General features: G+C 71.2%; 19 protein-coding genes. 13 read left to right on the forward strand and 6 right to left on the reverse strand.

Translation table 11 applies throughout. The features are described 5' to 3' along the window. Positions 1-17: 17 nt before the first annotated feature. A complete protein-coding gene (locus tag AB0N16_RS17730) occupies positions 18-503 on the reverse strand; it encodes an Lrp/AsnC family transcriptional regulator (RefSeq protein ID WP_365797893.1) in 486 nt (161 codons plus the stop codon). A 189-nt stretch (positions 504-692) separates the two neighbouring features. Here AB0N16_RS17730 and pdhA (AB0N16_RS17735) point away from each other — a divergent pair, with 189 nt between their 5' ends. The 8 genes from pdhA (AB0N16_RS17735) (at position 693) to AB0N16_RS17770 (ending at position 10,646) form a co-directional block, all read left to right on the forward strand. Further along, on the forward strand, positions 693-1,835 hold the full coding sequence (pdhA, locus tag AB0N16_RS17735; RefSeq protein WP_365797588.1) for a pyruvate dehydrogenase (acetyl-transferring) E1 component subunit alpha: 1,143 nt from the start codon (positions 693-695) through the stop codon (positions 1,833-1,835). Then, positions 1,835-2,839 (forward strand): alpha-ketoacid dehydrogenase subunit beta, encoded by a 1,005-nt coding sequence (locus tag AB0N16_RS17740; protein WP_365797590.1) that lies wholly within the window; start codon positions 1,835-1,837, stop codon positions 2,837-2,839. Before pdhA (AB0N16_RS17735) ends, AB0N16_RS17740 begins: the two co-directional genes overlap by 1 nt. Then, on the forward strand, positions 2,839-4,167 hold the full coding sequence (locus AB0N16_RS17745) for a dihydrolipoamide acetyltransferase family protein (RefSeq protein WP_365797592.1): 1,329 nt from the start codon (positions 2,839-2,841) through the stop codon (positions 4,165-4,167). Before AB0N16_RS17740 ends, AB0N16_RS17745 begins: the two co-directional genes overlap by 1 nt. A 199-nt stretch (positions 4,168-4,366) precedes the next feature. Further along, positions 4,367-5,260: an NTP transferase domain-containing protein gene (locus AB0N16_RS17750; RefSeq protein WP_365797594.1), complete on the forward strand. Its 894-nt coding sequence runs from the start codon at positions 4,367-4,369 to the stop codon at positions 5,258-5,260. Then, the gene (locus tag AB0N16_RS17755; protein WP_365797596.1) at positions 5,257-6,660 is read left to right on the forward strand and encodes a molybdopterin molybdotransferase MoeA; all 1,404 of its coding nucleotides are present in this window, start codon (positions 5,257-5,259) and stop codon (positions 6,658-6,660) included. Before AB0N16_RS17750 ends, AB0N16_RS17755 begins: the two co-directional genes overlap by 4 nt. Continuing rightward, complete coding sequence (locus AB0N16_RS17760) at positions 6,657-7,754, forward strand: potassium channel family protein (protein WP_365797598.1); 1,098 nt, start codon at positions 6,657-6,659, stop codon at positions 7,752-7,754. Before AB0N16_RS17755 ends, AB0N16_RS17760 begins: the two co-directional genes overlap by 4 nt. A gap of 263 nt (positions 7,755-8,017) precedes the next feature. Beyond that, the gene (locus AB0N16_RS17765; RefSeq protein ID WP_365797600.1) at positions 8,018-9,646 is read left to right on the forward strand and encodes an IS200/IS605 family accessory protein TnpB-related protein; all 1,629 of its coding nucleotides are present in this window, start codon (positions 8,018-8,020) and stop codon (positions 9,644-9,646) included. A 19-nt stretch (positions 9,647-9,665) separates the two neighbouring features. Beyond that, on the forward strand, positions 9,666-10,646 hold the full coding sequence (locus AB0N16_RS17770; protein ID WP_365797602.1) for an NAD(P)H-quinone oxidoreductase: 981 nt from the start codon (positions 9,666-9,668) through the stop codon (positions 10,644-10,646). Between the two features lie 28 nt (positions 10,647-10,674). Here AB0N16_RS17770 and AB0N16_RS17775 read toward each other — a convergent pair whose 3' ends face one another. Further along, positions 10,675-11,193, reverse strand: a complete 519-nt coding sequence (locus tag AB0N16_RS17775) for a hypothetical protein (protein ID WP_365797604.1) — start codon at positions 11,191-11,193, stop codon at positions 10,675-10,677. A gap of 185 nt (positions 11,194-11,378) precedes the next feature. Between AB0N16_RS17775 and AB0N16_RS17780 the strand changes: the two genes are divergently transcribed. Further along, entirely contained in the window at positions 11,379-11,921 is a 543-nt protein-coding gene (locus AB0N16_RS17780) for a bacterial proteasome activator family protein (protein WP_365797895.1), read from the forward strand. A 92-nt stretch (positions 11,922-12,013) separates the two neighbouring features. On the opposite strand, the gene AB0N16_RS17785 is transcribed toward AB0N16_RS17780, so the two are convergent. Then, positions 12,014-13,675, reverse strand: coding sequence for a protein kinase (locus tag AB0N16_RS17785; RefSeq protein WP_365797605.1), 1,662 nt, complete (start codon positions 13,673-13,675; stop codon positions 12,014-12,016). 318 nt (positions 13,676-13,993) lie between these two features. On the opposite strand from AB0N16_RS17785, the gene AB0N16_RS17790 reads away from it, so the two are divergent. Further along, positions 13,994-15,583 carry a protein kinase gene (locus tag AB0N16_RS17790; RefSeq protein WP_365797607.1) on the forward strand — a complete coding sequence of 530 codons (1,590 nt, stop codon included), beginning with the start codon at positions 13,994-13,996 and terminating at the stop codon, positions 15,581-15,583. A gap of 37 nt (positions 15,584-15,620) precedes the next feature. On the opposite strand, the gene AB0N16_RS17795 is transcribed toward AB0N16_RS17790, so the two are convergent. Then, positions 15,621-16,637 carry a phosphotransferase gene (locus AB0N16_RS17795; protein WP_365797609.1) on the reverse strand — a complete coding sequence of 339 codons (1,017 nt, stop codon included), beginning with the start codon at positions 16,635-16,637 and terminating at the stop codon, positions 15,621-15,623. 536 nt (positions 16,638-17,173) lie between these two features. On the opposite strand from AB0N16_RS17795, the gene pdhA (AB0N16_RS17800) reads away from it, so the two are divergent. Genes pdhA (AB0N16_RS17800) through AB0N16_RS17810 form a run of 3 tightly spaced genes read left to right on the forward strand, consistent with a single transcriptional unit; the run spans position 17,174 to position 20,800 of the window. Beyond that, positions 17,174-18,388, forward strand: coding sequence for a pyruvate dehydrogenase (acetyl-transferring) E1 component subunit alpha (gene pdhA / locus AB0N16_RS17800; RefSeq protein ID WP_365797611.1), 1,215 nt, complete (start codon positions 17,174-17,176; stop codon positions 18,386-18,388). Between the two features lie 2 nt (positions 18,389-18,390). Further along, positions 18,391-19,371, forward strand: coding sequence for an alpha-ketoacid dehydrogenase subunit beta (locus AB0N16_RS17805; protein ID WP_362558982.1), 981 nt, complete (start codon positions 18,391-18,393; stop codon positions 19,369-19,371). Positions 19,372-19,381: 10 nt separating this feature from the next. Then, entirely contained in the window at positions 19,382-20,800 is a 1,419-nt protein-coding gene (locus tag AB0N16_RS17810) for a dihydrolipoamide acetyltransferase family protein (protein WP_365797613.1), read from the forward strand. A 60-nt stretch (positions 20,801-20,860) separates the two neighbouring features. Here AB0N16_RS17810 and AB0N16_RS17815 read toward each other — a convergent pair whose 3' ends face one another. Both AB0N16_RS17815 and AB0N16_RS17820 read right to left on the reverse strand, forming a co-directional pair. Then, the gene (locus AB0N16_RS17815; protein WP_365797615.1) at positions 20,861-21,796 is read right to left on the reverse strand and encodes a BRO family protein; all 936 of its coding nucleotides are present in this window, start codon (positions 21,794-21,796) and stop codon (positions 20,861-20,863) included. 177 nt (positions 21,797-21,973) lie between these two features. Next, on the reverse strand, positions 21,974-22,876 hold the full coding sequence (locus AB0N16_RS17820; RefSeq protein ID WP_365797617.1) for a D-alanyl-D-alanine carboxypeptidase: 903 nt from the start codon (positions 22,874-22,876) through the stop codon (positions 21,974-21,976). Positions 22,877-22,951: the final 75 nt, after the last annotated feature.

Below are 22,951 nucleotides of genomic sequence, written 5' to 3' on the forward strand. Positions count from 1 at the left end.
CGCCGGCCGTCCCGGCCTCAGCCGCCCGGCCCAAGGTCCTCCTCCTCGAAGACCAGCAGCGTGCGGGTGCTGAGCACCTCCGGGATCGCCTGGAGCCGGGTCAGCACCAGCTCGCGCAGCGCCCTGTTGTCGGGCGTGTGCACCAGGAGCAGGACGTCGAAGTCGCCGCCCACCAGGGCGATGTGGTCGGCGCCGGGCAGCTGCCGCAACTCCTCGCGCACCGTGCGCCAGGTGTTCTGGACGATCTTCAGAGTGATGTAGGCGGAGGTGCCGTGCCCGGCCCGCTCATGGTCCACCCGGGTGCCGAAACCGCGTATCACCCCGTCCTCGATCAGACGGTTGATACGCGCGTAGGCGTTGGCGCGCGAGACATGGACACGTTCGGCGACCGACCGAATCGAGGCCCGGCCGTCCGCCTGGAGGATCTGCAGGATGTCCTGATCAATGGCGTCCAGCGGGCGCGCGGGCGGCAGCGCGGCGCGGTCCTGCGGGCCCTCGGCCATTTGTTCAGGTGGCATGTCCCCCGGCCTTCCTAGGATGGACGTAATGCGTTCATTCCAGGTTGTGGAGAACCGTTTGTCCACAGCCTGGAGCCGCCTGTAGCCAAAATGTGCTGACGACCGAACAATCGGTAGGTGAGAGGGGCACAGCCGACCCGTCTCCCGTAGCCACCCCCACGAGGAGGTGCCGTCATGACGGTCCTGGAGCAGCGAGGCGCCTACCGCCCGTCGCCGCCGCCCGCCTGGCAACCCCGGACGGACCCCGCGCCCCTGCTGCCCGACGAGCGGCCGTACCGCGTCCTCGGGACCGAGGCAGCCGCCAAGGCCGACCCGGAGCTGCTGCGCCGGCTCTACACCCGGCTGGTGCACGGCCGCCGGTACAACACACAGGCCACCGCCCTCACCAAACAGGGCCGCCTCGCCGTCTACCCGTCCAGCACCGGCCAGGAGGCCTGCGAGGTCGCCGCCGCGCTGGCCCTGGAGGAGCGCGACTGGCTCTTCCCGAGCTACCGAGACACCCTCGCGGTCGTCGCCCGGGGCGTGGACCCCGTGGAGGCGCTCACCCTGCTGCGCGGCGACTGGCACACCGGCTACGACCCCTACGCCCACCGCGTGGCCCCCCTCTCCACCCCGCTCGCCACCCAGCTCCCGCACGCCGTCGGCCTCGCCCACGCGGCCCGTCTCAAGGGCGACGACGTGGTCGCGCTCGCCATGGTCGGCGACGGCGGCACCAGTGAGGGCGACTTCCATGAGGCGCTGAACTTCGCCGCCGTCTGGCAGGCCCCGGTCGTCTTCCTGGTCCAGAACAACGGCTTCGCCATCTCCGTCCCGCTCGCCAAGCAGACCGCCGCCCCCTCCCTGGCCCACAAGGCCGTCGGATACGGCATGCCGGGCCGCCTGGTCGACGGCAACGACGCGGCCGCCGTGCACCAGGTCCTCGCCGACGCCGTGCGGCACGCGCGCGAGGGCGGCGGCCCCACCCTGGTCGAGGCGGTGACCTACCGCATCGACGCCCACACCAACGCCGACGACGCCACCCGCTACCGCGGCGACGCCGAGGTGGACGCCTGGCGCGCTCACGACCCGATCCTGCTGCTGGAGCGCGAGCTGACCAAGCGCGGCCTGCTCGACGAGGACTTCGCACGGCACGCGCACGAAGGCGCCGAGACCATGGCCGCCGACCTGCGTGAGCGCATGAACCGCGACCCGGAGCTCGACCCCATGGCCCTCTTCGACCAGGTGTACGCCGAGACCACCACCCAGCTGCGCGAGCAGCGCGCCCTGCTGCGGGCCGAGCTGGAGGCCGAGAAGGCCGACGGGGAAGGCGGCCACTGATGACGACCGTCGCCGTCAAGCCCGCCACCATGGCGCAGGCCCTCACGCGTGCGCTGCGCGACGCGATGGCCGCCGATCCCGCCGTGCACGTCATGGGCGAGGACGTCGGCGCCCTCGGCGGCGTCTTCCGGGTCACCGACGGCCTCGCCAAGGAGTTCGGCGAGGACCGGTGCACCGACACCCCGCTCGCCGAGGCCGGCATCCTCGGCACCGCCGTCGGCATGGCCATGTACGGGCTGCGCCCGGTCGTCGAGATGCAGTTCGACGCCTTCGCCTACCCCGGGTTCGAGCAGCTGATCAGCCATGTCTCCCGGATGCGCAACCGCACCCGCGGCCGGATGCCCCTCCCGATCACCGTCCGCATCCCCTACGGCGGCGGCATCGGCGGCGTCGAGCACCACAGCGACTCCTCCGAGGCCTACTACATGGCCACCCCGGGCCTGCACGTCGTCACCCCGGCCACGGTCGCCGACGCCTACGGCCTGCTGCGCGCCGCCATCGCCTCCGACGACCCGGTCGTCTTCCTCGAACCCAAGCGCCTGTACTGGTCCAAGGACACCTGGAACCCCGAGCACCCGACGGACGTTGAACCCATCGGCCGCGCGGTGGTGCGCCGAACCGGGCGCAGCGCCACGCTCATCACCTACGGCCCGTCCGTACCGGTCTGCCTCGAAGCCGCCGAGGCCGCCCACGCGGAGGGCTGGGACCTCGAAGTCGTCGACCTGCGCTCCCTGGTGCCGTTCGACGACGGGACGGTCTGCGCCTCGGTACGGCGCACCGGGCGGGCGGTCGTCGTACACGAGTCGGGCGGGTTCGGCGGACCGGGAGGGGAGATCGCGGCCCGGGTCACGGAGCGCTGCTTCCACCACCTGGAGGCGCCGGTGCTGCGCGTGGCCGGGTTCGACATCCCCTACCCGCCGCCGATGCTGGAGCGCCACCACCTGCCCGGCGTCGACCGCATCCTGGACGCGGTGGCGCGTCTGCAGTGGGAGGCCGAGGGCTGATGGCACAGGTGCTGGAGTTCAAACTGCCCGACCTCGGGGAGGGGCTGACCGAGGCGGTGATCGTCAACTGGCTGGTCCAGGTCGGCGAGGTCGTCGCGATCGACCAGCCGGTCGTCGAGGTCGAGACGGCCAAGGCGATGGTCGAGGTCCCCTGCCCCTACGGCGGTGTGGTCACCGCCCGCTTCGGCGAGGAGGGCGCCGAACTGCCCGTCGGCGCCCCGCTGCTGACGGTCGCCGTCGGCGGGGCCACCCCGGTCCCCGAGGCGGAGGGCTCCGGCAACGTCCTGGTGGGCTACGGCACCGGGGCACCCCCGGCGCGCCGCCGCCGGGCCCGTCGAACCGCACCGGAGCAGGCCAACGGCACGGCCGGCAGGGCCGCCGCCGTCGAAACGGCGGTCCACGCGCGCGTGCCCGCCTCGCCCCCGCTCGCCGAGGGCCCTGTCCCGGTGATCTCCCCCCTGGTCCGCCGGCTCGCCCGGGACAACGGCCTGGACCTGCGCCGGCTGTCCGGCTCGGGTCCCGACGGCCTGATCCTGCGCGCCGACGTCGAGGACGCCCTGCGGGTCAGCGCGGCCCGCGCCGCCACCAAGACCCCGGCCGGCCCGCTGGATGCCCCGGCCGCCCCGGCGAACGCCCGGACCGGCACCCGTACGCCTCTCAAGGGCATCCGGGGCGCGGTCGCCGACAAGCTGTCCCGCAGCCGCCGGGAGATCCCGGACGCGACCTGCTGGGTGGACGCGGACGCGACCGAGTTGATGCGCGTCCGGACCGCGATGAACGCGGCGGCCGGCCCGAAGATCTCCCTGCTCGCGCTCCTCGCCCGGATCAGCACGGCCGCCCTGGCCCGTTACCCCGAGCTGAACTCCTACGTCGACGTCGAGGCCCGCGAGATCGTCCGACTCGACCACGTTCATCTGGGCTTCGCCGCCCAGACCGACCGGGGCCTGGTGGTCCCCGTCGTCCGGGACGCCCACACTCGCGACGCCGAAGCCCTGACGGCGGAGTTCGCCCGGCTGACCGAGGCGGCCCACGCCGGCAGGCTCACCCCGGGCGAACTCACCGGCGGCACCTTCACGTTGAACAACTACGGCGTCTTCGGCGTCGACGGCTCCACGCCGATCATCAACCATCCCGAGGCGGCGATGCTGGGCGTGGGCCGTATCGTCCCGAAGCCGTGGGTGCACGAGAGCGAGCTGGCGGTCCGGCAGGTCGTCCAGCTGTCCCTCACCTTCGACCACCGGGTCTGCGACGGCGGCACGGCGGGCGGCTTCCTGAGGTACGTGGCGGACTGCGTGGAACAGCCGGCGGTTCTCCTGAGGACGCTTTAGTGCTGTGACCGGAAAGGTTTGCCGGGAAGCTCGCGGCGAGGTGCCGTGCCGGGCGTCGCGAGCCGGTGAACCTTTCCGGTCGCAGCACTAGCTCTGCAGCGCCGGCGCTCCGTCAGGTGTGCATCCCGCGACCACTCCCTGCACAGCACAGCCGCCCCAATCGGTTCCCAGTGATCCGCCCTCCCCCCATACTCGAAAGGTGACCGACACCGAGCCGCCGGCCTACGACGCGATCGTGTTGGCCGGCGGCGCAGCGAGACGCCTCGGCGGAGCCGACAAACCCTCCGTCCGGGTGGGCGGCCGTCCCTTGCTCGACCGTGTGCTCACGGCCTGTGCCGGCGCCCGGGACACCGTCGTCGTGGCGGCCCCCCGCCCCACCTCGCGCCCGGTCCGCTGGACCCGCGAGGATCCCCCGGGCGGCGGCCCGGTCGCCGCCCTCGACGCCGGCCTGCGCCACACCACCGCCGACCGTGTGGTCGTACTCTCCGGGGACCTCCCGTTCCTCGAAGAGGCGACGATGGAGCGGCTGTTGGCGGCCCTGCACACCAGCGGCGCCGACGCCGCCCTGCTCACCGACGCCGACGGCCGGGAGCAGCCCCTGGTGGCGGCGTACCGCACCGCACCGCTCCGCCGTGTCCTGTCCGCCCTCGCCGAAGAAGGCGAGGGCCCCGGTCTCACCGGACTTCCCCTGCGGCGCCTGACCGCCGCACTCGACCTCACCCGCGTCCCCGACCCCGTCGCGTCCTTCGACTGCGACACCTGGGACGACATCGCCGACGCCAGGGCACGCATCAGGGAGCATGGGCACGTGTTGGATGAATGGATCTCCGCAGTCAAGGACGAGCTGGGCATCGACCTGGACGTCGACACCGGCGTCCTTCTCGACCTGGCCAGGGACGCCGCGCACGGCGTCGCCCGCCCGGCCGCCCCGCTGACCACGTTCCTGGTCGGCTACGCGGCCGCACAGGGCAGCGGCGGCCCCGAGGCGGTCGCCGAGGCGGCCCGCAAGGCCGTCGCGCTGGCCCTGCGCTGGGAGGAAGAGGCGAAGGCTGCCGAGCAGTCGGCCTCCGGGAAGCCCGGGCCCGGCCGGTGACCGCCCCAGGCACCCGCGTCGGCGCGTCCGCCGGGGACACCGACGACGATCTCGACGTCGAGGAGGCACTCGCCCTCGTGAGAGAGCCCAGGGAGTCCCGGGATCCCCGGGAGTTCGCAGAGGGCGCCAACGGTGGCCAGACGCCCCCGCCCGCCGCCCCGGGCGAGCACGCCCACGGCGGTCGCTCGGCGCACCGGCACCGCGCCACCCCCTGGCCGCAGGCCCGCGAGATCGCCGCCCGTGCCGCCCGCTCCGGCGCCCGCCGGGCCCCCGTCTCCGTGTCGCTGGCCGACGCCCTCGGGCTGGCCCTGGCCAGCCCGCTGGACGCGCTGACCGACCTGCCCTCCTTCGACACCTCCGCGATGGACGGCTGGGCGGTGGCGGGCCCCGGCCCCTGGGACGTGCGCGAGGAGGGCGTGCTGGCCGGGCACGCGCAGCCCGAGCCGCTCACCGACGGCGAAGCGGTGCGGATCGCCACCGGCGCCCGGATCCCGGCGGACACCACCGCGGTGCTGCGCAGCGAACACGGCCGTACCGACACCCAGGGCAGGCTGCACCCCACCCGTGAGGTCGTGCACGGCCAGGACATCCGCCCACGCGGCCAGGAGTGCCGCAGCGGCGACCAGTTGCTGTCCGTCGGCACCCTGGTCACCCCGGCCGTCCTCGGCCTCGCCGCGGCCGCCGGGTACGACACCGTGCCGGTCGTCCCCCGTCCCCGGGCCGAAGTCCTGATCCTGGGGGACGAGTTGCTCACCGAGGGGCTCCCGAGCGAAGGACGCATCCGGGACGCGCTCGGCCCGATGCTGCCGCCCTGGCTGCGCGCGCTCGGCGCCGAGGTGACCGCCGTACGCCGGCTCGGTGACGACGCCAAGGCCCTGTACAAGGCGATCACCTCGTCCGGTGCCGACCTCGTCATCACCACGGGCGGCACCGCCTCCGGCCCGGTCGACCATGTCCACTCCACCTTGGAACGCATCGGCGCCGAACTCCTCGTCGACGGTGTCAAGGTCCGCCCCGGCCACCCCATGCTGCTGGCCCGCACCCAGCAGAACCAGCACCTCGTCGGCCTCCCCGGCAACCCCCTCGCCGCCGTCTCCGGCCTGCTCACCCTCGCCGAACCCCTGCTGCGCACCCTCGCCGCCCACCCGGCACCCGAGCCATACGCGCTTCCCCTGGCGGAAGCGGTGCACGGGCACCCGTACGACACCCGGCTCGTCCCGGTCGTCCTGCGGGGTGACGCGGCCGTCCCGCTGCACTACAACGGCCCGGCGATGCTCCGCGGCATCGCCGCCGCCGACGCCCTCGCGGTCGTACCGCCGGGCGGGGCACAGCGGGGTGAGGAGACGGAGCTCCTTGACCTGCCGTGGGCGGCCGCGGGGATCGAGGTGTGTTTCACGTGAAACTTCCGGGCCATGACGCCATCGCCCGCCAGGCGGACGAACATCTGGTGACCCAACGGGTGAAACTCCCGACGAAAGTGGTGGAGCGCCCGATCCGCCAGGTCAGCAAACGGCTGTCACTGGCCCTGCTGCTGTTGGTCGCCACCGCGTTCATCGTCTACGCCGACCGCGGCGGCTACAACGACACCTCGGACGGCAGCGTCGACCTCCTCGACGCCTTCTACTACGCGACCGTCACCCTCTCCACCACCGGATACGGCGACATCACCCCGGTCAGTGACGCCGCCCGGCTCACCAACATCTTCGTCATCACGCCGCTGCGCGTGCTGTTCCTGATCATCCTGGTCGGCACCACGCTCGAAGTCCTCACCGCACGCACCCGGGAGGAATGGCGCCAGAACCGCTGGAGGTCCGCCTTGCGGGATCACACCGTCGTCGTCGGCTTCGGGACGAAGGGGCGGTCGGCGATCCAGACCGTCTGTGCGACCGGGCTGAAGAAGGAGCAGGTGGTCGTGGTCGACCCCAGCGCCAAGGCGATCGACGCGGCCACCGCCGACGGGTACGCCGGGGTGTCCGGGGACGGGACCCGCAGCGAGGTGCTGAAGCGGGCCGAGGTGCAGCGAGCCCGGCAGATCATCATCGCGACCCAGCGGGACGACACGGCCGTGCTGGTGACCCTGACCGCCCGGCAGCTCAACAAGGGCGCGAAGATCGTGGCCGCGGTCCGTGAGGAGGAGAACTCCCCGCTGCTCAAGCAGTCCGGTGCCGACGCCGTCATCACCAGCGCCAGCGCCGCCGGGCGGCTGCTGGGGCTGTCCGTGCTCAGTCCGGCCGCCGGCATGGTCATGGAGGACCTGATCCAGCAGGGCACCGGCCTGGACCTGGTGGAGCGCCCGGCGATCAAGGCCGAGGTCGGCAAGACCCCGCGTGAGACGGCCGACCTGGTGGTGAGCGTCCTGCGCGGACACCGGGTGCTCGGCTACGACGACCCGGCCGTCGGCACCATCCAGCTGACGGACCGGCTGATCACGATCGTGCGGGCCTCGCCGGGCACCCAGATCGCCCCGGACATACGGCCGCTGCCCCGGGCCTGACCCGCCGTACGGTCGGTGCCCCGGGCCTGACCGGGACATACGCCCGCTGTCCCGGGCCTGACCGGGTGCGCGGCCGGTCGGGGGGTTGGGAGCTGCTGCCGGTTGACAGTGCTTGGGTGCGTTTGAGAGCGGATGAGTGAGCATTGCGGCTTCGGCGCGGGGATCCGGCGGAACATGAGTTCCTTTATCGAATGCGTGACCTTTCCGGGGGAGGTTCGTTGGCTGCGGTGAGGGATTTACGGCATCGGGCGGGGGTGAGGGGAATGGGCGGGCTGCTCGAGGTGGCAGTGCCGTTCGTCGCCCCCGGCCCTTGTGGTGTGACGATCCGTACCCGGCTCAAGGACCTGACGCCCGAGGATGAGAAGGTGCTGCGCCTGGTGGGTACGCACCTGGGCTCGCTGGCCTCGAAGGATCTCAAAGCGCGTTGCGCTGACGGCCTGGAGCATTCCGCCGAGACGTGGGCGGACCGGAAGCGGGACCTGACATCCGAGGCGTCGTCCAGGTGGGCGGGCAGCATCACGAAGGCCACGCATGATCAGTGGGCACTCGCCCGGCGCGGGCAGTCGGCGCACGTCCAGTGCCTCGAAGCGGGCATCAGGACGCTTCGGCACCGCCTTTCCCTGCCGGTCGGCGAGCAGGGAACCAGGCGCTCGCCCGGCGGCTACCGGTCGGCGCACGAATGGTTCCACAAGACACGCCGCCTGCGTGTACTCGAAGACCGGCTTGCACAGGTTCGCGCGGACCGCGAGGCCGGACGCGTCCGTGTGGCACGCGGCGGCAGACGCCTGCTGGGCACCCGCCACCACCTCGACGCCGCCCAGCTCAGCGAGGCGCAGTGGCGTCAGCGGTGGGAGACGGCGCGCTGGTTCCTGTCTGCTGACGGGGAATCGGGTAAGCGGTACGGCAACGAGACGATCCGCGTTACTCCGGACGGCGAGCTCAGCATCAAGCTGCCCGTGCCGCTGTCCGGCCTGGCCAACGCCAAGCACGGCCGGTACGTCCTCGCCGGCGCGATGCGGCTCGGGCACCGGGGCACCGAGTGGGCCGACCGCGTGGAAGCGAACCGCGCGGTGGCCTACCGCATCCACTACGACACGGGGCGCGGGCGCTGGTATGTGGACGCCTCCTGGACCATCCCGGTCACCCCGACCATCCCGATACAGACCGCACTCGCGCACGGCGTCATCGGCGTTGACACCAACGCCGACCATCTGGCCGCATGGCGCCTTGATCCCCATGGCAACCCGATCGGCCGTCCACGTCGTTTCCTCTACGACCTGTCCGGCAGCCGGGATCATCGCGATGCCCAGGTCCGGCACGCCCTGTCCCGGCTGCTGAACTGGGCCAAGACCTGCGGCGTCAAAGTGATCGCCGTGGAAGACCTCGACTTCCAGGCCGAGAAGACCAGGGAGAAGCACGGGCGCAAGAAGCGCTTTAGGCAGCTCGTCTCCGGCATGCCCACCGGCAGGCTCCGTGCCCGGCTCACCTCCATGGCCGACGCCACCGGAATCGCGGTTATCGCCGTGGACCCGGCCTACACCTCAAAGTGGGGCGCCCAGCACTGGCAGCGCCCCCTGGACTCGAAGACGCACAAGACCACCCGTCACGATGCCGCGAGCATCGCGATCGGGCGACGCGCCCAAGGGCACCCGATCCGGCGACGGACGGCACCGCCCCGTGCACACCAGAGCGATGTACACGGGCATCGGACCGTCCAGGCCGGACCGGAGACCCTTGGACGCGAGGGACCCCGCCCCCGCGTTCCCGGACCACGGACACGATCCGTGCCGCCGGACGCGGAGAGTACGCGGGCGACCAGGACACCCAAAACCGTTCGGGGCGTCCGCAGTGCACAGGTATGGGTACAACACTCACTCCTGCTCACTGATTAGGAACGGTAGCGTCGGCCGTATGTATGCGATCACGATTCCCGAACCTGGTGGGCCCGAGGCGCTGGTGTGGGACGAGGTCCCCGATCCCGTGCCCGGGGAGGGCGAGGTGCTGGTCGAGGTGGTGGCCAGCGCCGTCAACCGTGCCGACATCCTGCAACGGCAGGGCAACTACAACCCACCGCCCGGCGCCTCCGCCTTTCCCGGTCTGGAGTGCTCCGGCCGGATCGTCGAGCTCGGCCCCGGTGTCTCCGGCTGGTCGGTCGGCGACGAGGTGTGCGCACTGCTCGCAGGCGGCGGCTATGCGCAGAAGGTCGCCGTCCCGGCCGGGCAGCTGCTGCCGGTACCGGAGGGCGTGGACCTGAAGCAGGCGGCCGCGCTGCCCGAGGTGGCCTGCACGGTCTGGTCGAACGTCTTCATGATCTCCCACCTGCGTCCCGGCGAGACGCTGCTCGTGCACGGGGGCTCCAGCGGCATCGGCACCATGGCGATCCAGCTGGGCAAGTCGGTCGGCGCCAAGGTCGCGGTCACCGCGGGCACCAAGGAGAAGCTGGACTTCTGCGCCGAGCTGGGCGCGGACATCCTCGTCAACTACCGCGACCAGGACTTCGTCGCCGAGGTGCGGCAGGCCACCGACGGCGCCGGGGCCGACGTCATCCTCGACAACATGGGCGCCAGCTACCTGGACCGGAACGTACGGGCCCTCGCGGTCAACGGGCGGCTCGCGATCATCGGTATGCAAGGCGGGGTGAAGGGCGAGCTGAACATCGGCGCGCTGCTCGGCAAGCGGGCCGCGATCAGCGCGACCTCGCTGCGCGCCCGTCCGCTCACCGAGAAGGCGGCCATCGTCGCGGCCGTGCGGGAGCATGTGTGGCCGTTGATCACGGGCGGGCATGTCCGGCCGGTCGTAGACCGGGAGCTGCCGATGGCCGAGGCGGCCGAGGCCCAGCGGCTGGTGGAGGCCAGCGGGCACATCGGCAAGGTCCTCCTCGTGGCCCCTTAGACCGGCGCTCCCTGGGCCGGTCGCAGCACTAGCTCCGCCGCACCCGCAGGGCGACGAAGGCGAGGGCGAGCCCGAGGCCGATCAGGACCAGGCCGCTGCCCAGCGGCAGGATGTGCAGCACAGGCTCGGAGGCATCCTCCTCGCTGTGGGCAACGGCCTGGTGGGCGGAACGTGACGGGGATGGGGTGGGCGCCACTCCGGCCTCCCGGGGCGGCTCTGCCGAGGTGGCGGCCGGGCTCGCGCCGTCGGTCTCCTCACCGGGCTCGTCCTCACCGGGCTCGTCCTCGCCGGGCTCGTCCTCGTCCTGCCCCTGGACGGCCGCCTCCGGGCCCTGGGGCCGTCCCGGCCGCAGCCGGCCCTCACCGGCCAGGGTTCCGGCCCGGGACGGCTCGGGGGAGGCCGAGGCGCCGGCGGAGTCCGAGGACACGGGCTCGGGGTCGTACGCGACGGCCGTGTCGTACGGCAGCAGGACCGTCGCGAGGACGAGCAGCAGGCGGACGAGCGCGAGCCGTACGCCGCCGAGGGTGGATCGCGGCCTTGGAGTCACGTCGGTGACCTCCTGGAACACAGTCGTCAGAGCCGACGATCACCAGATTCACATGCACCGACAAGGCCGGCATTTCTGGTTCGGCCGATGGGTCTACGCCCGTCGGGGAGCGGCTCGGCGAGGCGGATCGGCTCCAACGGGGGGCACCACGGTGATGAGGTGCACGGGTGCGAGAGAATGACGGCATGGAGATGCCGAGGAACGAACGGTCGCCCGAGAACCCGCAGATCCTGGTCGTGGGCCAGGACGGCATGGCGCTCGGTGGCGGCAACGGGGACGAGGACTCCCGCGAGATCCCGGTGACGGAGATGGTGGAACAGCCCGCCAAGGTCATGCGGATCGGCAGCATGATCAAGCAGCTCCTGGAGGAGGTGCGGGCGGCTCCCCTCGACGAGGCCAGCCGGGTCCGGCTCAAGGAGATCCACGCCAGCTCCGTCAAGGAGCTGGAGGACGGCCTGGCGCCGGAGCTGGTGGAGGAGCTGGAGCGGCTCTCCCTGCCCTTCACCGACGACGTGACCCCGACCGACGCGGAACTGCGGATCGCGCAGGCCCAGTTGGTCGGCTGGCTGGAGGGTCTCTTCCACGGGATCCAGACCACCCTGTTCGCCCAGCAGATGGCCGCGCGAGCCCAGCTGGAGCAGATGCGGCGGGCACTGCCGCCGGGTGTCGGCCACGAGGGCGAGGAACTCGGACCGGCGGCCGGCCGTTCCGGCGGACCGTACCTCTAGGACACCCGAGCAGACTCGGCGCAGACTCCCGACACGGCGAAGGGCCCGGCGACACCGCCGGGCCCTCACTACTGCGACTGCTGTGCCGCGCCTCAGCCGGTGGCCGGGTTGCCCGTCGACACCTTGAGCTCGATGGTCGGCATGTCCTCGGGGTCGACGTCCGTGCCGGAGGACGGGAACTGCTCCATGACCGTGCCGTCACCGTACGTGTTCTCGTCCACGGAGATGATCTTCATCCGCCAGCCGGCGGCCTGGAAGCACTCCTTGACCGACTTGACGTACTTGAACTTGAAGTCCGGGACCTGGATCTTGTCGGCGTCGTCGTACGACTCCTGCGGCTCGGTGCACTCGGTCTTCTCGATGGTCTTCGCGGTGTCCGGCCCGCGGTAGCCCGACGCGTGCGAGGCCCCGGCGCTCGCGGTGCCGCCGCTTCCGCCGTTGTCGTCCTCGCTGCCGCCGCCGTTGTTCAGCGCCAGCGCGAAGATCAGACCGATCACCGCGACCAGCGAGACCGCGATCGACCCGATGACCACCGGCCGGTTGCCCCTGCCCCCACCACCGGAGGACGGCGACTGGGGGCTGATGGTGTACGGCGGCGGGGTCGACGGCGCCGGCTGGGCGTACCCGGCAGGCGTCTGGTAACCCGCCTGCTGCGGATAGCCGTACGCCGGAGCGGGAGCGGGAGCGGGACCCGGGACCGGGGCGCCGTACGGATGCGGGTTCGGGTTCGGGTTCGGCATCGGCTGGTACGGCGTCCGCACCGGCCCGGGAGGCGCCGGCGTCGCCTGGTCGACCGGCGGGAACACCGCGGAGCCGACCCCGGAACCGCTCTGCGTGGGCGGGATGCCCGGCACGATGCTGGGCGCGGCCGGCTGGAGCGAGGCGGCCACCCGCAGGCACTCGTCGCGCATGGACTCGGCGGTCGGGAAGCGCTCGTTCGGGTTCTTCTTCAGGGCGCGGGCGACCAGCGCGTCCACGGCCGGGGGAAGGGCACGGTTGACCGAGGAGGGAGCCACCGGCTCCTCCTGGACATGCGCGTAGGCGATCGCCAGCGGCGAGTCCGCGTCGAACGGCAGCCGGCCGGTGACCAGCTGGAACAGCATGATGCCGACCGAGTAGAGGTCGGAGCGGGCGTCCACGCCCCGGCCGAGGGCCTGCTCCGGGGAGAGGTACTGCGGGGTGCCGACGACCATGCCGGTCTGGGTCATCGAGGTGACCCCGGACTGCATGGCACGGGCGATGCCGAAGTCCATCACCTTGACGACGCCGCGCTTGGTCATCATCACGTTGCCGGGCTTGATGTCGCGGTGCACCAGCCCCATCTCGTGGCTGATCTCCAGCGCGGCCAGCACATCGGCGGTGATCTTCAGCGCCTTGTCCGCGGGCATCGCGCCGCACTGCGTCACGTCCGCGTCGAGCACCGAGCCCAGCGGACGGCCCTCGACGTACTCCATGACGATGTACGGCATGGTCGAGCCGTCGAGTTCTTCCTCACCGGTGTCGAAGACGGAGACGATGTTGGTGTGCGTGAGCTTGGCCACTGCCTGGGCCTCGCGGCGGAAGCGCTCGCGGAAGGCCTGTTCCCGGCCGAGTTCGGTGTGCAGGGTCTTGATCGCGACCTGCCGGTCCAGGATCGTGTCGTACGCCAGGTGCACGGAGGCCATACCGCCCGCGCCGAGCAGGTCGCGCAGTTGGTAGCGGCCGCCGGCCAGAGCCCGCCCCACGTAACGGCTGTGTGCGCCGTCCTGGCTCATTTGCCCCGTCCCCCGTCGGGCGCTCAGGCACCCTTGTTGATCGAATGTCTCATTCCCGGCCCAGTCTGCCGGAGGGCACCGACACGTCAAGCGCGGTGCCCGATCCGTGACCGTACGCGAAAGAAGAGCCGCGGAAGCGTTACAGCTGCCGTACGTCCGGTACACAGAATTTGCACGACAGCGCGTGGTACGGGTTTGATGGCCGGTCCGTCCACGGGCCGGAACCCGGACCTGGGGGTTGCGCGGAGGCTGTAGCGTGGCCGACGGAGACCGTGACAACACCGCGCGCACCGCGGGCAGAAACGACGGCGAGGACCGATGGCACAGACGCACAGCGCCCAGGGCCCGTCCGACCCCGAGGCGACTGGCGGCGGCATGTCAGACACGCCGGAGATGTGGGGCAACGGCGGCCTGGTCGGCGACGGCCGTTACCGGCTCACGCATCGGCTCGGCCGTGGTGGCATGGCCGAGGTGTTCGCCGCCGAGGACGTACGGCTCGGCCGGACCGTGGCCGTCAAGCTGCTGCGCGCCGACCTGGCCGAGGACCCCGTCTCCAAGGCCCGTTTCACGCGCGAGGCACAGTCGGTCGCCGGGCTCAACCACCACGCGATCGTGGCGGTGTACGACTCCGGCGAGGACGTGGTCGGCGGCCAGTCCGTGCCGTACATCGTGATGGAGCTGGTCGAGGGCCGCACCATTCGCGACCTGCTGCTCAACGCCGAGGCGCCGGGCCCCGAGCAGGCCCTGATCATCACGTCCGGGGTGCTGGAGGCGCTGGCCTACTCGCACCAGCACGGCATCGTGCACCGCGACATCAAACCCGCCAACGTGATCATCACCGACACCGGTGCCGTCAAGGTGATGGACTTCGGCATCGCCCGCGCCCTGCACGGCGCGTCCACGACGATGACGCAGACCGGCATGGTCATGGGCACGCCCCAGTACCTCTCCCCGGAGCAGGCGCTCGGCAAGGCCGTCGACCACCGCTCCGACCTGTACGCCACCGGCTGTCTGCTGTACGAACTGCTCTCGCTGCGGCCGCCGTTCATCGGCGAGACCCCGTTGTCGGTGGTCTACCAGCATGTCCAGGACATCCCGGTGCCGCCCTCCCAGACCTCCGAGGGCGCCGCCCCGCCGGAGCTGGACGGACTGGTCATGCGCTCGCTCGCCAAGGAGCCCGACGACCGCTTCCAGACCGCCGAGGAGATGCGCGGCCTGGTCCAGTACGGCCTCCAGATGCTGTACGACCAGGGCGCCCACACCGGCACCTGGAACACCGGCCCGGTCACCGTGCACGACGGCCGGCACGCCTCGGCGGGTGGTTTCGCCGGCACGGCGGTGATGCAGAGCCCGATGGACTCCAACGGGACCTCGCAGATCCCGCAGCCGATCCTGCCGTCCGGCTACGGCGGCGGTGACGACGGCGGCTTCGAGGGTCACGGCAACCGGGGCAGCGGCCGCGGCAAGCTGTGGATCCTGGCCGTCTTCGCGGTCATCGCCATCGCGGCGGGCGTAGCGCTGGCCCTGAACGGGGGCGGCGGCAACGGCGGCGAGGCAGGGACGTCGCAGTCGCCGAGCGCCTCGCAGACCACCAAGGACCACACGCCCAGCGCGAGCCCCTCCGACGAGGCCAGCGCCACGGTCACGGACACGGAGACCGACACCAGCGGCTCGGGCGACAACGGCAACTCCGGTTACACGCCGTCACCCACCCCGTCGTACACCCAGTCCCAGACGGAGAGCACCGACCCGACCGACGAGCCGTCGGACACGGCGAGCGCCTCGCAGCCCACCGACACCGAGAGCTCCCCCGAGACGGACCCCACCGAATCGACGGGCACGGACGGCGGCAGCGGCAGCACGGACGAGGGCAACACGATCTCCGGCGCCGGCCTGGGCAACCCCTGAAGGACACCGACGCCCCTGCGGGGCTGAGCAACGGCCCTCACCCGGCGAACGCGTCGCAGACCGCGTCGTACTCGCCGGTCCACCACCCGGCCAGCGCCGAGGCGGCCGGGAACTGAGGGTCCGCGCGGGTGTCCCCGCGCTCGTAGTGCCAGCGCAGCATCCAGAAGTCGTTGAGCCGTTCCCACCACACGCGGTGCACGGCCGCCGCCAGCTCCGAGGGCGTGGCGCCGGCCGCGCGCCGGTACGCGCGCGCGTACGCCCGCACCTTCGGCAGGTCGAGCGCTCCCGCCGGGCGCACGAAGAAGATCGCCGCGGCGCGGACGGCCTCCTCCGCGCGGGGCTGCACGCCCAGCCGGTCCCAGTCGACGATCGCGGCGGGCGCGTCGTCCTTGTAGAGCAGGTTGAACGGGTGGAAGTCGCCGTGCACCCAGCCCACGGAGGCACCGCGCGGCGGGCGCCGGCCGGCGTGCTGCTCCAGGAGCGCACGGCGTTCGAGCAGCCGGTGCCGGGCGAGTTCGTCGAAGGCGTCGGCGGGCCGGTGCCGGCTGACGTGGGCGAGCAGATCGTCGATGAGCGCGAAGGTGTCGGCGGGATCGGCGCTCTCGACGGGATGGGGGCTCGTGGCCGGGCGGGTACGCCCTTTGGGTGGCATCACGCGCTCCAGACAGGCGTGCACGGCGCCCAGGAGCGCACCGAGCCGCGCACACTCCCCGCGCCTGAGCTGTCCGCCGTGCCGGTGCCGGCCGTCGATCCAGGGGTGCAGCGCATAGGCGTGGCCGCCGACGACGGCGACCGTACGGCCCTCACGGTGGGCCAGCGGCGGGGCGACCGGGACCCCGAGGTCGGCCAGGCGCTGGGTGGCCAGATGGCGTCGCTCGATGGCGGCCGGGTCGGCGGTGTCGGGGTCGAAGTGGTGTTTCAGGAAATACCGGCCGCGGGTGGTGCGGACGCGGTAGCCGCGGTTGAGCAGGCCCTGTTCGACGGGTTCGCAGGTGAGCGCGGAACCGGCGGCGTAGAGCCGGAGCAGGGCGCCCAGAGGGGGCGCATGGGGCATGAGGGGTGGTACACATGGGCGCGGCACGCGGCAGATGCTAGGGCAACGCCTGGGCCTGTGAGCTGGGGATTGTCGCAGGCAGTCGCGGTTGGTCGCTTTCGGTCACGTGGCGGCCCGGGGCGAACGCGGGTGCGAAGGAATCGTCCCAGGACACACCGTCGCGGATGGGCTGACCGTGGGGCGCCGGTGTCGCGGGCGTGGAGCCTTGCATCTTCCCGTGGCCCGGGGTGGCGGGATAACGTGCGGTAGCTCCGGCCTCCTGCAAGGCTCTGACCAGCGACCTTCCGGCCTGTGTCGATTTACTAGGAAACCCAAGCAAAAAATACTTGGATTTCCAAGCAAAATCGCAGGTCAGAAGGGGTTTCACAGAAATGTGGAGCACTGGGTAACGTGCACCTTGCAGGGCGCTCGCCGGGGCACCTGTCACGCCTGTTCCCGGCCGAGTGGCACCCACCCCGTGCCACGGGTGTCGGAAGCAGGTGAGCCGCACTGGTTCACCCGGCAACCCCGGGGGCCGGACCGACGGAGGAGCACACGTGACCGTGGACAGCAGTGCCGCGAGCCAACCGCGACGCAGCGCCGCAGGCAAAGCCGGTACCACCGGCAGCAAGACCGGCACCAAGCGCACCACTCGCACCACCACGCATCGCACCACCACGAAGAAGAGCACCGATCCCGAACTCGTGCAGCTGCTGACCCCGGAGGGCAAGCGGGTCAAGAACGCCGAGTACGACGCGTACGTCGCCGGGATCACCCCCGAGGAACTGCGCGGCCTGTACCGCGACATGGTGCTCACCCGCCGCTTCGACGCCGAGGCCACCGCCCTGCAGCGCCAGGGCGAACTGGGCCTGTGGGCGTCCCTGCTCGGCCAGGAGGCCGCCCAGATCGGTTCCGGGCGCGCCACCCACGAGGACGACTACGTCTTCCCGACCTACCGCGAGCACGGCGTCGCCTGGTGCCGCGGGGTCGACCCGACCAACCTGCTGGGCATGTTCCGCGGCGTCAACCACGGCGGCTGGGACCCCAACAGCAACAACTTCCACCTCTACACGATCGTCATCGGTTCCCAGACGCTGCACGCCACCGGCTACGCCATGGGCGTCGCCAAGGACGGCGCGGACTCGGCGGTCATCGCCTACTTCGGCGACGGCGCCTCCAGCCAGGGCGACGTCGCCGAATCGTTCACGTTCGCCGCGGTCTACAACGCCCCGGTGGTGTTCTTCTGCCAGAACAACCAGTGGGCGATCTCCGAGCCGACCGAGAAGCAGACCCGCGTCCCGCTCTACCAGCGCGCCCAGGGCTACGGCTTCCCCGGCGTCCGTGTCGACGGCAACGACGTGCTGGCCTGCCTCGCGGTCACCAAGTGGGCGCTGGAGCGCGCCCGCAGCGGTGAGGGCCCGACGCTGGTCGAGGCGTACACCTACCGGATGGGCGCCCACACCACCTCCGACGACCCGACCAAGTACCGGGCCGACGAGGAGCGCGAGGCCTGGGAGGCCAAGGACCCGATCCTGCGCCTTCGCCGGTACCTGGAGGCCTCAAACCACGCGGACGAGGGATTCTTCGCGGAACTCGAGGCCGAGTCCGAGGCGTTGGGCAGGCGAGTGCGCGAAGCGGTCCGAGCCATGCCGGACCCGGACGACTTCGCCATGTTCGAGCACGTGTACGCGGACGGGCACGCGCTCGTCGACGAGGAACGAGCCCAGTTCGCCGCCTACCAGGCGTCGTTCGCGGACGTAGAGGGGGTCTGATCATGGCAGCGGAGAAGATGGCACTGGCCAAGGCGATCAACGAGTCGCTGCGCCGCGCGCTGGATGCCGACCCCAAGGTCCTCGTCATGGGCGAGGACGTCGGAAAGCTCGGCGGCGTCTTCCGGGTCACCGACGGCCTCCAGAAGGACTTCGGCGAGAGCCGCGTCATCGACACCCCCCTCGCCGAGTCCGGCATCGTCGGCACCGCGATCGGCCTCGCCCTGCGCGGCTACCGCCCGGTGGTGGAGATCCAGTTCGACGGCTTCGTCTTCCCGGCGTACGACCAGATCGTCACCCAGCTGGCGAAGATGCACGCGCGGTCGCTGGGCAAGGTCAAGATGCCGGTGGTCGTGCGCATCCCCTACGGCGGCGGCATCGGCGCGGTCGAGCACCACTCCGAGTCCCCCGAGGCGCTCTTCGCGCACGTGGCGGGCCTGAAGATCGTCTCCCCGTCCAACTCCTCGGACGCCTACTGGATGATGCAGCAGGCCATCCAGAGCGACGATCCGGTGATCTTCTTCGAGCCCAAGCGGCGCTACTGGGACAAGGGCGAGGTCAACACGGAGGCCATCCCCGGCCCGCTGCACAAGGCGCGCGTGGTCCGCGAGGGCACCGACCTCACCCTGGCCGCCTACGGCCCGATGGTGAAGCTCTGCCAGGAGGTCGCCGACGCGGCCGCCGAGGAGGGCAGGTCCCTGGAGATCCTCGACCTGCGGTCCGTCTCCCCGCTGGACTTCGACTCCATCCAGGCCTCGGTCGAGAAGACCCGACGCCTGGTCGTGGTCCACGAGGCCCCGGTGTTCTTCGGCTCGGGCGCGGAGATCGCCGCCCGTATCACCGAGCGCTGCTTCTACCACCTGGAGGCCCCGGTGCTCCGGGTCGGCGGCTACCACGCCCCCTACCCGCCGGCCCGCCTGGAGGAGGAGTACCTTCCGGGCCTGGACCGGGTGCTCGACGCCGTCGACCGTGCCCTGGCGTACTGAGGAGAGGGTCGTGACGACGATGACGGAAGCGTCCGTACGCGAGTTCAAGATGCCGGACGTGGGCGAGGGGCTCACCGAGGCCGAGATCCTCAAGTGGTACGTCCAGCCGGGCGACACGGTCACCGACGGCCAGGTGGTGTGCGAGGTCGAGACGGCGAAGGCGGCCGTCGAACTGCCCATCCCCTACGACGGGGTGGTGCGTGAGCTGCGCTTCGCCGAGGGCACCACGGTCGACGTGGGCACGGCGATCATCGCGGTGGACGTGTCGGGCGGGACGGCCGCTCCCGTGGCGGAGCCCGCGCCGGCCGCGGAGCCGGAGGAGAAGCCGCAGGCCCGCCAGCCGGTCCTCGTCGGCTACGGCGTCGCGGCCTCCTCCACGAAGCGCCGCCCGCGCAAGGGCCCGGAGGTGACGGTCGCCGAGGCGGCGGCCACGGCGGCGGTCCAGCAGGAGCTGAACGGCCACGGCCCTGCCGAGGTTGCCGCGGTGGTCCCCGAGGCCCCCGCCGTGGAGCATCCCCGCCCGCTGGCGAAGCCGCCGGTGCGCAAGCTGGCGAAGGACCTGGGCGTCGACCTGGCCACGGTGACCCCGTCGGGCCCGGACGGCGTCATCACGCGCGAGGACGTCCACGCGGCGGTGGCGGCCGTACCGGCGGCGGCCCCGCAGCAGGCGCCGGCCGTGCCGACGGCTCCTGCCGTTCCGGCGGTTCCCGTGGCGTCGTACGAGGGTGCGCGCGAGACCCGGGTCCCCATCAAGGGCGTCCGCAAGGCGACGGCGGCGGCGATGGTGGGTTCGGCGTTCACGGCCCCGCATGTCACGGAGTTCGTGACGGTGGACGTGACCCGCACGATGAAGCTGGTGGAGGAGCTGAAGCAGGACAAGGATCTGCAAGGCCTCCGGGTGAACCCGCTTCTCCTCATCGCCAAGGCCCTGCTGGTCGCGATCCGGCGCAACCCGGACATCAACGCGTCCTGGGACGAGGCGAACCAGGAGATCGTGCTCAAGCACTACGTCAACCTGGGCATCGCCGCGGCCACCCCGCGGGGCCTGATCGTCCCGAACATCAAGGACGCCCACGCGAAGACGCTGCCGCAGCTGGCCGAGTCCCTCGGCGAGCTCGTGTCCACGGCCCGGGACGGCAAGACCTCGCCCGGCGCCATGCAGGGCGGCACGGTGACGATCACCAATGTCGGCGTCTTCGGCATCGACACGGGGACGCCGATCCTCAACCCGGGCGAGGCGGCGATCCTGGCGGTCGGCGCGATCAAACTCCAGCCCTGGGTCCACAAGGGCAAGGTCAAGCCCCGCCAGGTCACCACGCTGGCCCTGTCCTTCGACCACCGCCTGGTCGACGGCGAACTGGGCTCCAAGGTCCTCGCGGACATCGCGGCGATCCTGGAACAGCCGAAGCGGTTGATTACCTGGGGCTGAGCCCGGATAGGTTGGGAGAGTGGGCGGTCGCAAATTCGTCTTGCGACCGCCCACTCACTTTCAGAGCTGGTTCAGCACGTAGACCGGCGCCCCTTCCTCCGTCCCGCCCCGCGAGTGGATGCAGGCGTGCTTGCGCAGCAGCCGGAGACACTCGTTGACGCGGTGCACCGTCAGGCCGGTGCGGGCGGCGATCGATTCGAGCGGCTCCCGCAGCTCACCCCGCTCGACGAGGACCGGGGCGATGACGACGGCCACCGTCCACACGTCCTCGGTCACCGACAACCGCCGACGCCAGCCGGCGAGTACGGACTCGGTGGTCGGCAGCGCCAGGGGCGGCCCGTACGGCTTACGACGTTCGAGGACGAGTTCGTCGAGCCGGTCGGCGATTCGTTCCATGGCCCGGACCATGGCCTGCTGCACGGCGAGCGTGCTCTTCTGCAACTCGATCAGTTCGCGCTGCCCGTCCGCCAACTGCTGGTCCAGCTGAAGATTGTGCGCCTCCAGCCGGACGATGGCCTCGGCGACCTGCTCCGGCATGGCGTACGCGACGGGCGCGCCCGGCTCGGTGGGCTGCACCTCGGCCTCTTCGAGAGTGTAAGAACCCTCTCGCTGGACTGTCGCGATGACTTCGGCGACCCACTCTTTGAAGGGGGCGCAGGCGGGCTTCGTGCAGCCGTTGACGAGGATGATCAGGCCCTGGAGATCGATGAGATTCATGTCTCGACGCCAGTCCCTACCTGCGGGAATGCTGAGAGCGTGACTTCCAGTCACGCTCTCGAGACTCTCTCGATGCGTCTCCGGGACGTGATCCGCCAGTGCCTTGCTGGGCGTGGTGTAACCCAGTTCCTTGCACACATCCACCGCCGGGAACCAGTGCGCCCCGTCCGGCATGGTCAGGCGTCGTACCCGGGCTCCGGTCGCCGCGTACACGAAGTCGCTGACGTCGATCGCCTCGTGGGACTTCGCGGGCTTCGCTTGCTTGTTGGGTTCGTTCATGGGAACCACCTCCGCCGCGGAATTTAGGGCGAAGAAAATCGAATATGCCAGTCAAATACTGCGATGTTCACGATTGCGAGGGAAGGATACGAGTTCTGCTGCGCCGGGTCGCTCGGGTATGCGAAAAGGCCCGCCGCAGATGGTGCGGCGGGCCTTCGTCGTCTGTGTGCCGGGCTGTCAGCCGAGGCGGGCGAAGCCGTAGTTGAGGAGCTTCGTGGCGTCCGTGGCGCGCTGGGTGACCGAGGACGACGCGAGGACGGTGCCGATGACCGTCTTGCCGTTCCGGGTCGCGGCGAAGACCAGGCAGTACTTGGCCTCGGGGCCGGAGCCGGTCTTCACGCCGATGGCGCCGCTGTAGCTGCTGAGCAGCGTGTTGGTGTTGGTCCAGGCACCCATGGTGCGGGTGGAACCGGTCTTGGTGATCGTCTTCGCCGTGTACTTCTTCGTCTTGACGACCGTGCGGAACGTGGAGTTCTTCATCGCGCTGCTGGCGATCTTCGTCAGGTCGCGAGGCGTCGAGTAGTTGTTGCCGTTGCCGATACCGTCGAAGGAATCGAAGTGCGTGTTCGTCAGGTGCAGGTTCTTGGCGGCGGTGTTCATCTTGGAGATGAAGTTGGCGACGCGCTTGGCGCGGGTCGTACCGGTGCCGTACTTGTCGGCGAGCGCGTAGGCGGCGTCGCAGCCGGAGGGCAGCATCAGCCCGTACAGCAGCTGGCGGACGGTGACCTTGTCGCCGACGATCAGGTGGGCCTGGGAGGCGTTGTTGGCGACCACGTAGTCGCTGTACGCCTTCTGGATGGTGACCTTGGCGTCCAGGTTCAGGTTCGACTGCGCGAGCACGACCTTGGCGGTCATGATCTTCGTGGTCGAGCCGGTGGACAGCCTGGTGTCCGCCTTCTTCGTGTACAGCGAGGCGGCGTTGGCGTTGTTCATCAGGTAGCCGCCCTTGGCCACAATGGTGGGCGCCGTGACAGCCTGCGCGGGCGCCGCGGTGAGGGCCCCGGTGGCGAGCAACGCGCCGGACGTGACGGCGACGGCGACAGCTCTGCGGAAGCGGGTGCCCTTAATGCCGGTAATCAAGTGAGTTACCCCGAGTCGAGTCGAATGCCCCTGTAGTGCGGCCAAGTTGAGGCGGCAGGGAAGTGCGAGCCGCAC

This window comes from Streptomyces sp. NPDC051105 (genome assembly GCF_040682795.1).
Lineage (GTDB): Bacteria > Actinomycetota > Actinomycetes > Streptomycetales > Streptomycetaceae > Streptomyces.

What these genes read in the sequence shown, in the direction of transcription:
- AB0N16_RS17730 (WP_365797893.1), bottom strand. Translation starts at nt 503, where the DNA reads ATGGCCGAGGGCCCGCAGGACCGCGCCGCGCTGCCGCCCGCGCGCCCG.
- pdhA (WP_365797588.1), top strand. Translation starts at nt 693, where the DNA reads ATGACGGTCCTGGAGCAGCGAGGCGCCTACCGCCCGTCGCCGCCGCCC.
- AB0N16_RS17740 (WP_365797590.1), top strand. Translation starts at nt 1,835, where the DNA reads ATGACGACCGTCGCCGTCAAGCCCGCCACCATGGCGCAGGCCCTCACG.
- AB0N16_RS17745 (WP_365797592.1), top strand. Translation starts at nt 2,839, where the DNA reads ATGGCACAGGTGCTGGAGTTCAAACTGCCCGACCTCGGGGAGGGGCTG.
- AB0N16_RS17765 (WP_365797600.1), top strand. Translation starts at nt 8,018, where the DNA reads ATGGGCGGGCTGCTCGAGGTGGCAGTGCCGTTCGTCGCCCCCGGCCCT.
- AB0N16_RS17770 (WP_365797602.1), top strand. Translation starts at nt 9,666, where the DNA reads ATGTATGCGATCACGATTCCCGAACCTGGTGGGCCCGAGGCGCTGGTG.
- AB0N16_RS17780 (WP_365797895.1), top strand. Translation starts at nt 11,379, where the DNA reads ATGGAGATGCCGAGGAACGAACGGTCGCCCGAGAACCCGCAGATCCTG.
- AB0N16_RS17785 (WP_365797605.1), bottom strand. Translation starts at nt 13,675, where the DNA reads ATGAGCCAGGACGGCGCACACAGCCGTTACGTGGGGCGGGCTCTGGCC.
- AB0N16_RS17790 (WP_365797607.1), top strand. Translation starts at nt 13,994, where the DNA reads ATGGCACAGACGCACAGCGCCCAGGGCCCGTCCGACCCCGAGGCGACT.
- AB0N16_RS17795 (WP_365797609.1), bottom strand. Translation starts at nt 16,637, where the DNA reads ATGCCCCATGCGCCCCCTCTGGGCGCCCTGCTCCGGCTCTACGCCGCC.
- AB0N16_RS17805 (WP_362558982.1), top strand. Translation starts at nt 18,391, where the DNA reads ATGGCAGCGGAGAAGATGGCACTGGCCAAGGCGATCAACGAGTCGCTG.
- AB0N16_RS17815 (WP_365797615.1), bottom strand. Translation starts at nt 21,796, where the DNA reads ATGAACGAACCCAACAAGCAAGCGAAGCCCGCGAAGTCCCACGAGGCG.